The organism is Serratia sp. PF-27 (genome assembly GCF_030053255.1).
Taxonomy (GTDB): domain Bacteria; phylum Pseudomonadota; class Gammaproteobacteria; order Enterobacterales; family Enterobacteriaceae; genus Serratia; species Serratia bockelmannii.
Window position 1 is genome coordinate 117937 of record NZ_JASGBT010000018.1, and the last position, 12868, is coordinate 130804.

7 protein-coding genes are annotated in these 12868 nt (G+C 61.9%); 6 read left to right on the forward strand and 1 reads right to left on the reverse strand.

Going from position 1 to position 12868, the window contains the following annotated elements:
* Positions 1-61 precede the first annotated feature (61 nt).
* The 6 genes from asd to glgP all read left to right on the forward strand — a co-directional run bounded on the left by asd (position 62) and on the right by glgP (position 11222).
* Positions 62-1165, forward strand: a complete 1104-nt coding sequence (gene asd / locus QMZ29_RS11005; protein WP_049205578.1) for an aspartate-semialdehyde dehydrogenase — start codon at positions 62-64, stop codon at positions 1163-1165.
* Between the two features lie 443 nt (positions 1166-1608).
* Entirely contained in the window at positions 1609-3795 is a 2187-nt protein-coding gene (gene glgB, locus QMZ29_RS11010) for a 1,4-alpha-glucan branching enzyme (RefSeq protein WP_261427261.1), read from the forward strand.
* The gene (glgX, locus tag QMZ29_RS11015; RefSeq protein ID WP_261427259.1) at positions 3792-5774 is read left to right on the forward strand and encodes a glycogen debranching protein GlgX; all 1983 of its coding nucleotides are present in this window, start codon (positions 3792-3794) and stop codon (positions 5772-5774) included. Before glgB ends, glgX begins: the two co-directional genes overlap by 4 nt.
* 15 nt (positions 5775-5789) lie before the next feature.
* On the forward strand, positions 5790-7067 hold the full coding sequence (gene glgC, locus QMZ29_RS11020; RefSeq protein ID WP_025304566.1) for a glucose-1-phosphate adenylyltransferase: 1278 nt from the start codon (positions 5790-5792) through the stop codon (positions 7065-7067).
* Between the two features lie 135 nt (positions 7068-7202).
* Positions 7203-8633, forward strand: a complete 1431-nt coding sequence (glgA, locus tag QMZ29_RS11025) for a glycogen synthase GlgA (protein ID WP_025304565.1) — start codon at positions 7203-7205, stop codon at positions 8631-8633.
* Between the two features lie 141 nt (positions 8634-8774).
* A complete protein-coding gene (gene glgP / locus QMZ29_RS11030) occupies positions 8775-11222 on the forward strand; it encodes a glycogen phosphorylase (RefSeq protein WP_025304564.1) in 2448 nt (815 codons plus the stop codon).
* 59 nt (positions 11223-11281) lie between these two features.
* Here the strand turns inward: glgP and glpD are convergent, their stop codons facing one another.
* Positions 11282-12790 (reverse strand): glycerol-3-phosphate dehydrogenase, encoded by a 1509-nt coding sequence (gene glpD / locus QMZ29_RS11035; RefSeq protein WP_043138961.1) that lies wholly within the window; start codon positions 12788-12790, stop codon positions 11282-11284.
* Positions 12791-12868: the final 78 nt, after the last annotated feature.

The following is a 12868-nucleotide window of genomic DNA, read 5'->3' on the forward strand; positions in this document are numbered from 1 at the left end:
GATATTGCACACAACTCGTTATCACCTACATAAGCCCTTATCCGGGCGGGATACAGATATTATGAAAAACGTTGGTTTCATCGGTTGGCGCGGAATGGTCGGCTCGGTTCTCATGCAACGCATGACGGAAGAGCGCGATTTCGACGCCATTCGCCCGGTCTTTTTCTCCACCTCGCAGCACGGTTCTGCCGCGCCGGCCTTCGGCGGCCAGCAAGGCACGCTGCAGGATGCGTATGACATCGACGCACTGAGCGCGCTCGATATCATTATTACCTGTCAGGGCGGCGATTATACCAACGAAGTCTATCCTAAGCTGCGCGCCAGCGGTTGGCAGGGTTACTGGATCGACGCGGCCTCGTCGCTGCGCATGCAGGACGACGCCATTATCATCCTGGATCCGGTCAACCACGCGGTGATCCAGCAGGGCCTGGACAAAGGCATCAAAACCTTCGTCGGCGGCAACTGCACCGTCAGCCTGATGCTGATGTCCCTCGGCGGCCTGTTCGCCAACGATCTGGTGGAGTGGGCGTCGGTCGCCACCTACCAGGCGGCCTCCGGCGGCGGCGCGCGCCACATGCGCGAACTGTTGACCCAAATGGGTATGCTGCACGCCGACGTGGCGAAAGAGCTACAGGACCCGGCTTCCGCCATTCTGGATATCGAGCGCAAGGTGACCGAAGCCACCCGCAGCGGCAAACTGCCGACCGATAACTTCGGCGTGCCGCTGGCCGGCAGCCTGATCCCATGGATCGACAAGCAGCTCGACAACGGCCAGAGCCGTGAAGAGTGGAAAGGCCAGGCGGAAACCAACAAGATTCTGAATACCGGCAGCGTGATCCCGGTCGATGGCCTGTGCGTGCGCGTCGGCGCGCTGCGCTGCCACAGCCAGGCGTTCACCCTGAAGCTGAAAAAAGACGTGTCGCTGCCAGACATCGAGCAGATGCTGGCGACGCACAACGACTGGGTGCGCGTGATCCCGAACGACCGCGAGCTGACCATGCGCGAACTGACGCCGGCGGCGGTGACCGGCACGCTGAATACGCCGGTCGGCCGTCTGCGCAAGCTGAACATGGGGCCGGAGTACCTGTCGGCGTTCACCGTGGGCGACCAGCTGCTGTGGGGTGCGGCCGAGCCGCTGCGCCGCATGCTGCGCATCCTGTTGTAAACCCGCACTTCCTGGGGGCTGGCTGATTTCAGCCCCCTAAAGCCTTATTTTCCGCCTTTTTGTTCGCCGCGCACCGCGTCGGACAACGTCACCGCAAGCCTCGTTTCACTGGGCTCCACCCCGCATATCGCCTCGTCGGCCGCCGCATTCAGACGCCGCCGGGCTGGCAGTTTTCTTAATGAAGAATTTTCCTGAGCAATGCTGAGCAGTTTTTAACAGACATTGGCTATGCTTAACGCATGGGTGAACACTTTTTCACCATGACTGAAATATTTCAAAAAATAAGCATAAAGAGCGAAATTCAGGTCGGCAGAGTAAAGATTGGTCAATAACCGACCGCAATCACGCTTTAGAGTCCGAATGCATTGCATGATGACCAAAACGGCCAAGGAATAACCAACAAGCCGTGCTTAGATCATGCTGTTAATCTAAGGAAGAAGACTATGCCTGTACTTCCCGATCGTGACGTGATTGATCAGATCATCTCCGGCCATTACGCCGACCCTTTTGCTCTGCTTGGCATGCATGCGACCGATAACGGTCTGCAGGTGCGCGCGCTGCTGCCGGACGCCGGCGCAGTCTGGCTGGTAGAACAGCAAACCGGCCGGCGGCTGGTGCAGCTGAACTGCGACGATCCGCGCGGTTTCTTCAGCGCCGTGGTGCCGCGGCGAAAAAATCCTTTCCGCTATCAGCTGCAGGTCAGCTGGCGCGATCACCAACAGACTGTCGACGATCCCTACCGGTTTGGCCCGCTGCTGCAGGATATCGACAGTTGGCTATTGGCCGAGGGCACGCATTTGCGTCCCTATGAACGGCTGGGCGCCCACCTCGTTACGCTGGATGGCATCGACGGCGTCAGTTTTGCGGTCTGGGCGCCCAACGCCCAGCGCGTCTCGGTGGTGGGGGAGTTCAACTTCTGGGACGGCCGCCGCCATCCGATGCGTCTGCGGCGTGAGAACGGCATTTGGGAGCTGTTCCTGCCCGGCGTGCGGGCCGGCCAGCTGTACAAATATGAAATCGTCGATTGCTACGGCAATACCCAGCTGAAAGCCGATCCTTACGCCTTTGAGGCGCAGATGCGCCCGGATACCGCCTCGCTGGTGGCGCCGCTGCCGGAGGGGGTGCCGTCGACGCCGGCGCGCCGCCGCGCCAACGATTTTGACCAGCCGATCGCCATCTACGAGGTGCATCTTGGCTCATGGCGCCGCCACACCGATAATCACTTCTGGCTTAGCTATGGCGAGCTGGCGGTGCAGCTTATCGACTATGTGAAGGACATGGGATTCACCCATATCGAGCTGTTGCCGATCAACGAGCACCCGTTCGACGGCAGCTGGGGCTATCAGCCGCTGGGGCTGTATGCGCCGACCCGTCGCTTCGGCACGCCGGCCGATTTCAGGGCGTTCGTGGCGGCGGCGCATGAGGCGGGCATCAACGTGATCCTTGACTGGGTGCCGGGGCACTTCCCGAGCGACGCCTACGGCCTGGCGAATTTCGACGGCACCGCGCTGTACGAATACGCCGATCCGCGTGAGGGCTACCACCAGGACTGGAATACGCTGATCTACAACTACGGCCGTCACGAGGTGCGCAACTACCTGGCGGGCAACGCGCTGTATTGGCTGGAGCGTTTCGGTATCGATGCGCTGCGGGTCGATGCGGTGGCGTCGATGATTTATCGCGACTACAGCCGCGCTGACGGCGAGTGGGTGCCGAATTACTACGGTGGCAACGAGAACCTGGAGGCCATCGCCTTCCTGCGTTATACCAACCAAACTATTGGCCAGGCGCAGCCGGGCGCGGTGACGCTGGCGGAGGAGTCCACCGACTATCCTGGCGTCACTCTGCCGCCGGACGCCAACGGCCTGGGGTTCCACTACAAATGGAACCTCGGCTGGATGCACGACACGCTCAATTATATGAAGTGCGATCCGGTGCACCGCAAATATCACCACAACCAGATGACCTTCGGCATGCTGTATGCCTATACCGAGAACTTCGTGTTACCTATCTCGCACGATGAAGTGGTGCACGGCAAAAAATCGGTCCTCGACCGCATGCCGGGCGACGCCTGGCAAAAGTTCGCCAACCTGCGCGCCTATTACGGGTTTATGTGGGCGCATCCGGGCAAAAAGCTGCTGTTTATGGGCTGCGAGTTCGCGCAGGGGCGCGAGTGGAATTTCGATACCAGCCTCGACTGGCATTTGCTGGAGGGGTTGGATAATTGGCACAACGGCGTGCAGCGGCTGGTGCGCGATCTGAACCATTGCTACCGGCAGCAGGCGCCGCTGTACGAGCGGGACTATCGCCCGGATGGCTTCGAGTGGCTGGTGGTTGACGATCACGACAACTCGGTGTTCGCTTTCGCGCGCTACGATTCGCAGGGCAATGAGCTGATCGCCATCAGCAACTTTACCCCGGTGCCGCGCTACCGCTACCGCATCGGCCTCTCGCGCGCCGGCGACTACCGCGAGATCCTCAATACCGATTCGCACCACTATCACGGCAGCAACGCCGGCAATCAGGGGCAGGTCTCTTCCGAAGCGGTCGGCAGCCACGGCCGCGACTTTTCCATCTGCGTGACGCTGCCGCCGCTGGCGACCATTTATTTGCTGCGGGAGGCGTCATGACGGAGCTGACAGCCGGCCTCGCCGCGCCGCTGGGCGCGCATTACGACGGCGAAGGCATCAACTTTACCCTGTACTCGGCGCACGCCGAGCGGGTGGAGCTGTGCCTGTTCGACGGCCAGCAGCGTGAGGTGCGCCTGCCGCTGCCGGCGCGCAGCGGCGATATCTGGCATGGCTATTTGCCGGGCGGTAAGCCGGGACAACGTTACGGTTACCGGGTCTACGGCCCGTTCGACCCGGCAAATGGACAGCGTTTCAACCCCAACAAGCTGGCGCTCGATCCGGCCGCGCGCGCGGTGGAAGGGCCGGTGGGGGACCACCCGCATCTGCACGGCGGTTACGAGCAGCCGGACCCGCATGACAGCGCCGAACTGATGCCGAAATGTGTGGTGGTGGACGAACGGTACGACTGGCAGGACGATCGCCCGCCTGCCACGCCCTGGGGGCAGACGGTGATTTACGAAGCGCACGTGCGCGGCCTGACGCTGCTGCACCCGAAGATCCCCCCGGCGCTGCGCGGCAGCTTCGCCGCATTGGGGCACCCGGCGATGATCGCCCACTTCAAACGCCTCGGCATCACCGCGCTGGAACTGCTGCCGGTGCAGCAACATACCTCCGAACCGCGCCTGCAGCGGCTGGGGCTGATCAACTACTGGGGCTATAACGTGCTGGCGCCCTATGCGCCGGACAACCGCTACGCCAGCCTGAGCACCGAGGGCACGCCGCTGAACGAATTTCGCGATGCGGTCAAGGCGCTGCACCAAGCCGGCATCGAGGTGATCCTCGACGTGGTGTTTAACCACAGCGCCGAGCTGGACAGGGACGGACCGATGCTGTCGCTGAGCGGCATCGATAACCTGAGCTACTACTGGCTGACGCCCGAAGGGGACTACGTCAACGACACCGGCTGCGGCAACACCCTGCGATTGGATCAGCCGCAGGGCGTGGCCTGGGTGATGGATTGCCTGCGTTTTTGGGTGCGGGAGTGCCACGTCGACGGCTTCCGTTTCGATCTGGGCAGCGTGCTCGGCCGCACGCCGGGGTTCGATCGTGATGCGCCGCTGTTCCAGGCGATGCTGGCGGACGATGTGCTGTCGCGCTGCAAGCTGATCGCCGAACCTTGGGACGTTGGCCCCGGCGGCTATCAGGTGGGGGCGTTCCCCGGCCGCTTCGCCGAATGGAACGACCATTATCGCGACGACATGCGCCGTTTCTGGCTGCAGAGCGGCGTGTCGCTCGGCCAGTTCGCCCGGCGTTTTGCCGCCTCCAGCGATCTGTATAACCAGCGCGGGCGGGCGCCTTACGCCACCGTCAACATGCTGACCGCTCATGACGGTTTTACCCTGCAGGACGTGGTCAGCTTCAACGAGAAACACAATCAGCCGAACGGTGAAGGCAACCGCGACGGCAGCGATCGCAATTTCAGCAACAACCACGGCGTGGAAGGCCTGGTCGCCGACGACGCCATTGTGCAACGCCGCAGGGCCAGCCAGCGGGCGATGCTCGCTACGCTGTTGCTGTCCCAGGGAACGCCGATGCTGCTGGCCGGCGATGAACAGGGACACAGCCAGCAGGGGAACAACAATGCCTATTGTCAGGACAACGCCACCACCTGGCTCGATTGGGCCACGGCGGACGATGCGCTAACCGATTACGTCGCGGCGCTGATCGCGCTGCGCCGCCAGATCCCCGCGCTGCAGCAGGACCGCTGGTGGCAGCAGGATGACGGCAGCGTGCAGTGGCTGAACGCGCAAGGGCAGGCGCTCGACGCGCAGCAGTGGGAGCAGGGCGAGCCGCTCATGCAGATCCTGCTGTCGCAGCGCTGGCTGCTGCTGATCAACGCCACGCCGCAAACGACGGAGATGAGGTTGCCGGAAGGCGATTGGCAGGTTGTCGCCCCGTTCACTCAGGAAGACTCACGGGCGGTATTGCCCGCCTGGCACCAGGCCGCGCGCTCGCTTTGCGTACTGGTACGGAAATAATAAAAGGAGTCCGCTATGGTTAGGTTTGAAAATAAAGACCCCCTGATGTTGGCGCGCCAGTTGCCGATTAAATCCGTAGCGCTGATCCTGGCCGGCGGCCGCGGTTCACGTCTGAAAGATTTGACCTCCACCCGCGCCAAGCCCGCCGTCCACTTTGGCGGCAAATTCCGCATCATCGACTTCGCCTTGTCGAACTGCCTGAACTCCGGCATCCGCCGCATCGGCGTGATCACCCAATACCAGTCGCACACGCTGGTGCAGCACATTCAGCGCGGCTGGTCGTTCCTCAACGAGGAGATGAATGAGTTCGTCGATCTGCTGCCGGCCCAGCAGCGCCTCAGCACCGAGCATTGGTACAAGGGCACCGCCGACGCGGTGTACCAGAACCTGGATATCATCCGCCGCTACGAGGCCGAATACGTGGTGATCCTGGCGGGCGATCACATCTACAAGATGGATTATTCGCGCATGCTGATCGACCACGTCGAGAAGGGCGCTCAGTGCACTGTGGCTTGCCTGCCGGTGCCGCGCAGCGAGGCCGGTGAATTCGGCGTGATGAAGGTGGATGAAAGCGATCGCATCATCGAGTTTCTGGAAAAACCCACCGATCCGCCGGCGATGCCGGGCAACCCGGATATGTCGCTGGCCAGCATGGGCATCTATATTTTTAATGCCGCCTACCTGTTCCAGCTATTGGAGGAGGATATGTCGACCCCCGGCTCCAGCCACGACTTCGGCAAGGATCTGATCCCGAAAATCACCGCGCAGCAGGCGGCGTGGGCACATCCGTTTACCTTATCCTGCGTGACGTCCAACCCCGACTTGCCGCCGTACTGGCGCGACGTGGGCACGCTGGACGCCTACTGGCGCGCCAATCTCGATCTGGCGTCGGTGACGCCGGAGCTGGACATGTACGACCGCGCCTGGCCGATCCGCACCCACATGGAACCGCTGCCGCCGGCCAAGTTTGTGCAGGATCGCTCCGGCAGCCACGGCATGACCATGAACTCGCTGGTGTCCGGTGGCTGTATCGTCTCGGGCTCGGTGGTGGTGCATTCGGTGCTGTTCCCGCGCGTGCGAGTGAACTCGTTTTGCACCATCGACTCTACCGTATTGTTGCCGGACGTGAACGTCGGCCGTTCCTGCCGCCTGCGGCGCTGCATCATCGACCGCGCCTGCCACATTCCGGAGGGCATGGTGATCGGGGAAAACGCCGATGAGGACAGCAAGCGTTTTTATCGCTCGGAAGGCGGCATCGTGCTGGTGACGCGCGAAATGTTGTCAAAATTGTGAGTTAACGTGGGCGGCAGAACGATAGCCTGCCGCCCGATGAACGGTTCGATGGCTTGCGCAACGCGGCACACATAACAGCGGCAAGCCTGCTTTATTTCTTATCCAGAGGCCTTCGGCCGACTTTCAGGAGTGATAATGCAGGTCTTACACGTATGTTCTGAAATGTTCCCCCTGCTGAAAACGGGCGGACTCGCAGACGTGGTTGGCGCACTGCCGGCGGCGCAAATCGCCGAAGGCGCCGATGTTCGGGTGCTATTGCCCGCTTTCCCTGACGTACGCAACGGCATTCCGGACACCGTGCTGGTGGCGGAAATCGATTCGTTCGCCGGCCGGGTGGGCCTGCGTTACGGCACCTATCATGGCGTGGGCATTTACCTGATCGATGCGCCCTGGCTGTATGACCGGCCGGGCAGCCCGTACCACGATCAGTCCATGTACGCCTACCCCGACAACCACCGGCGCTTTGCGCTGCTGGGCTGGATGGCCTGCGAGCTGGCCAAGGGGCTGGATCGCTACTGGCGCCCGCAGCTGGTGCACGCCCACGACTGGCACGCCGGTCTCAGCTGCGCCTATCTGGCCGCCAACGGCCACCCGGCGCGTTCGGTGTTCACGGTGCACAACCTGGCCTACCAGGGGCTGTTCTCCGCCCATCACGTGACCGAGCTGTGGCTGCCGGCGTCGTTTTACAACGTCTATGGCCTGGAGTTCTACGGCCAGATGTCGTTCCTCAAGGCCGGGTTGTTTTATGCCGACCACGTGACCGCCGTCAGCCCGACCTATGCGCGCGAGATCACCCGGCCGGAGTTCGGCTACGGCATGGAGGGGCTGCTGCAGGAGCGGCAGCGGCAGGGCAGGCTGAGCGGCATCCTCAACGGCGTGGACGACAAGATTTGGGATCCGGCCCACGACCCGCGGCTGAGCGCCCGCTATGACGCCGACGATCTGAAAAGCAAGGTCAAAAACAAGCTGCATCTGCAAAAGGCCATGGGGCTGAAGGTGGACGAATCGCTGCCGGTGTTCGCGGTGGTGAGCCGATTGACCAACCAGAAAGGCCTCGATCTGGTGCTGCAGGCGTTGCCCGAATTGCTGGCGCAGGGCGGGCAGTTGGCGCTGCTGGGCGCCGGCGACGCGGTGCTGCAGCAGGCGTTTCTGGCCGCCGCCGCCGACTACCCTGAGCAGGTCGGCGTGCAGATCGGTTATCACGAATCCTTCTCCCACCGCATCATCGGCGGCGCCGACGTCATTCTGGTGCCGAGCCGCTTCGAGCCCTGCGGCCTGACGCAGCTCTACGGCCTGAAATACGGCACGCTGCCGCTGGTGCGCCGTACCGGCGGGCTGGCGGACACGGTCGTGGACTGCGCCCTAGAGAACCTGGCCGACGGCACCGCCAGCGGCTTCGTGTTCGACGATTGCGACGCCGTCGCGCTGGGCAACGCCATCCGCCGCGCCATGGTGCTGTGGAGCCGGCCGAAACACTGGCGCCACGTTCAGCGCCACGCCATGAGTGTGGACTTCGGCTGGCCGGTGGCGGCGAAAGAGTATTTATCGCTTTATCAACGCTTGTAGCCCGCGTTTCGCGTCTCGGGTTGACGCACGGCGGGCAGCCGTAAGGGTAGATTGTCGGGGCGCGGTGTACCGCGTCCATGTTCAGCGGAGCCCGCTATTCCGCGGCGAATGGCGGGGCTCCCTACAAGGGATTAAAAAGCCATGACTTCACCGTTTAGTTACACCTCACCTACGGTCAGTGTGGAAGCGCTGAAACACTCCATCGCCTATAAGCTGATGTTTATCGTCGGCAAGGATCCGGCTATCGCCAACCGGCACGATTGGCTGAACGCCGTGCTGTTCGCGGTGCGCGATCGCATGGTGGAGCGCTGGCTGCGTTCCAACCGCGCCCAGCTGTCTCAAGACGTGCGGCAGGTGTATTACCTGTCGATGGAGTTCCTGATCGGCCGCACTCTGTCTAACGCGCTGCTGTCGATGGGCATCTATCAGGATATCGACAATGCGCTGAATGAGATGGGGCTGAACCTGGCGGAGCTGCTGGAGGAAGAGAACGACCCCGGGCTCGGTAACGGCGGTCTGGGCCGGCTGGCGGCCTGCTTCCTCGACTCGCTGGCCACGCTGGCGCTGCCGGGGCGCGGCTACGGCATTCGCTATGAATACGGCATGTTCAAGCAGAACATCGTCAACGGCCAACAGATGGAATCGCCGGACTACTGGCTGGAGTACGGCAATCCGTGGGAGTTTCCGCGCCATAACACCCGCTACAAGGTGCGCTTCGGCGGCCGCGTGCAGCAGGAGGGCGCCAAGGCGCGTTGGCTGGAGACCGAAGAGGTCGTGGCCATCGCCTACGATCAGGTGATCCCCGGTTTTGACACCGACGCCACCAACACGCTGCGGTTATGGGGCGCGCAGGCCAGTAACGAGATCAACCTCGGCAAGTTCAACCAGGGCGATTACTTCGCGGCGGTGGAAGATAAAAACCATTCGGAGAACGTGTCGCGCGTGCTGTATCCGGACGATTCGACCTCCTCCGGGCGCGAACTGCGGCTGCGGCAGGAGTATTTCCTGGTGTCGGCCACGGTACAGGATATCCTCAATCGCCATTGGCTGATGCACAAAACCTTCGACAACCTGGCGGACAAGATCGCCATTCACCTCAACGACACCCACCCGGTCTTGTCGATTCCCGAGCTGATGCACCGGCTGATCGACGAGCACAAATTCAAGTGGCTCGACGCCTGGGAAGTGGTGGAGCAGGTGTTCTCTTACACTAACCACACGCTGATGAGCGAAGCGCTGGAAACCTGGCCGCTGGACATGATAGGCCGCATCTTGCCGCGCCACCTGCAGCTGATTTTCGAAATCAACGATCACTTCCTCAAGATGGTGCAGGAAGTGGCGCCGGGCGACAACGATCTGCTGGCGCGGGTCTCGATCATCGACGAAACCAACGGCCGCCGGGTGCGCATGGCGTGGCTGGCGGTGGTGGCCAGCCACAAGGTCAACGGCGTTTCCGCTCTGCATTCCGAACTGATGGTGCAGTCGTTGTTCGCCGACTTCGCCCGGCTGTTCCCGACTCGTTTCTGCAACAAAACCAACGGGGTAACGCCGCGTCGTTGGCTGGCGCTGGCCAACCCGCCGCTGGCGGCGGTGCTGGACGACTGCATCGGCCAAACCTGGCGCACCGATCTCAGCCAGCTGAGTGAGATCCAGGCCAATATCGACTACCCGAGCTTCCTGCAGGCGGTACAGCGTGCCAAGCGGCAGAACAAGGAGCGGCTGGCGCTGTATATCGCCAAAACGCTCAACGTGGTGGTTAACCCGGATGCGTTGTTCGACGTGCAGATCAAGCGCATCCACGAGTACAAACGGCAGCTGCTCAACGTGCTGCACGTCATCACGCTGTATAACCGTTTGCTGGACGATCCGGAGATCGAGCGCGTGCCGCGGGTGGTGATCTTCGCCGGCAAGGCGGCCTCGGCCTACTATGCCGCCAAGCAGATCATCCGCTTGATCAACGACGTGGCCAAAGTGATCAACAACGATCCGCGCGTGCATACCCAACTGAAGGTGGTGTTCATTCCGAACTACGGCGTCAGCCTGGCGCAGATCATCATCCCGGCGGCGGATCTGTCCGAACAGATCTCGCTGGCGGGCACCGAGGCCTCGGGCACCAGCAATATGAAGTTCGCGCTGAACGGCGCGCTGACCATCGGCACGCTGGACGGCGCCAACGTCGAGATGCGCGAGCATGTGGGGGAGGAGAACATCTTTATCTTCGGCAATACCGCCGAGCAGGTCGAGGAGCTGCGCCGCAACGGTTACAACCCGCGCCAGTACTATGAGCAAGACCCGGAGCTGCATCAGGCGCTGACGCAGATCGCTACCGGCGTGTTCAGCCCGGAAGAGCCGAAACGCTATGGCAATCTGTTCGACTCGCTGGTCAACCTCGGCGACCACTATCAGCTGTTGGCGGATTACCGCAGCTATGTGGACACGCAGGACAAGGTGGACGAGGTCTATCTCAATCAGGACGAATGGACGCGGCGTGCGGTGCTGAACATCGCCAACATGGGCTACTTCTCCTCCGATCGCACCATTCAGGAATACGCGGACGAAATCTGGCACATTCAGCCGGTGAAGCTGTAAAGCGGGACAGGAAAAAAGCAAAGGGCCGGATAACCGGCCCTTTTTCGTTACGCTGCGGCTCAGGAAGCCAGAGACAGCGCTTTCGTTTTCGCGTGTTCTGCCAGCCAGGCTTTCACTCGCGCCTGCTGCGCCTCGTCCAGCCACATACCCAGCTTGGTACGGCGCCAGATGGCGTCGGCCAGTTCTACGACCCACTCTTTCTCGGTCAGGTAGCGCAGCTCGGCTTCATACAGACCGTGGCCGAAATCTTCGCCCAGATCGGCGAGGCCGTTGGCGCCGGCCAGGATCAGCTCGCTCTGGCTGCCGTAGGTGCGGGCATAGCGGCGCGCGAGAGCTTCCGGCAACCAGCCGTGCGCACGGCGCAGTTTGGCCGCGTAGCCGTCGCGGTCGCCGTCGATGTCACCGCCCGGCAGCGTGGCGTTTTTGGTCCACGCCGGGCCGCAGCCTGGGTAGTAGTGGGCCAGTTTTTCCATCGCATGCTCGGCCAGCTTGCGGTAGGTGGTCAGCTTGCCGCCGAAGACCGACAGCAGCGGCGCTTTGCCCTGCTCATCGTGCACGTCCAGCGTGTAATCGCGGGTGATCGCCTGCGGTGAATCGGACTCGTCGTCGCACAGCGGACGCACGCCGGAGTAAGTCCAGACGATGTCGTCGCGGCCCAGCTGCTTCTTGAAGTGATCGTTGTACACTTTCAGCAGATAAGCGATTTCGTTCTCGTCGATCTTCACGTCCTTCGGATCGCCTTTGTACTCCACGTCGGTGGTGCCGATGATGGAGAACTCGTCATTCCACGGGATCACGAACACGATGCGGTGGTCTTCGTTCTGCAGAATGTAAGACTGCGGCTGATCGTGCACGCGCGGCACCACGATGTGGCTGCCTTTGATCAGACGGATGCCGTAAGGCGATTTCAGCTTCAGGCCGTCGTCGAAGAAGTTTTTCACCCACGGGCCGGTGGCGTTCACCAGGCCTTTGGCGCGCCAGGTGAAGGTTTTGCCGCTGTCGATATCGACCGCTTCCACCATCCACAGGCCGTTTTCACGCCATGCGCGGGTCACTTTGGTGCGGGTGCGCACTTCGCCGCCGCGTTTTTCCACTTCCTGCGCGTTCAGCACCACCAGGCGAGCATCGTCAACCCAGCAGTCGGAATATTCGAAACCGCGCTTCAGTTCAGGCTTCAGCACCGACTCTGGTCCAAAGCGCAACCCCTTGCTGCCCGGCAGGCTGGTGCGTTTGCCCAAGTGATCGTACAGGAACAGGCCGATACGGATCATCCAGGCCGGACGCAGATGCGGCTGGTGCGGCAGGCGGAAACGCATCGGGAACGCGATGTGCGGTGCCAGCTTCAGCAGCACTTCACGCTCGGCCAGCGCTTCGCTCACCAGACGGAATTCGTAGTGTTCCAGGTAGCGCAGGCCACCGTGGATCAGTTTGGAACTGGCGGAAGACGTAGCACAGGCCAAGTCTTGCGCTTCCAGTAGCAGTACCGACAGCCCGCGCCCGGCAGCATCCGCCGCGATGCCGGCACCGTTGATGCCGCCACCGATAACGATCAAGTCTTTGGTTTCCACGTCATCTTCCTCCAGATGTTCGAAATAGCTCTTTCATGTTCGTTTTCGCTCATGATTGTAATCAAAAACCAACAAGCA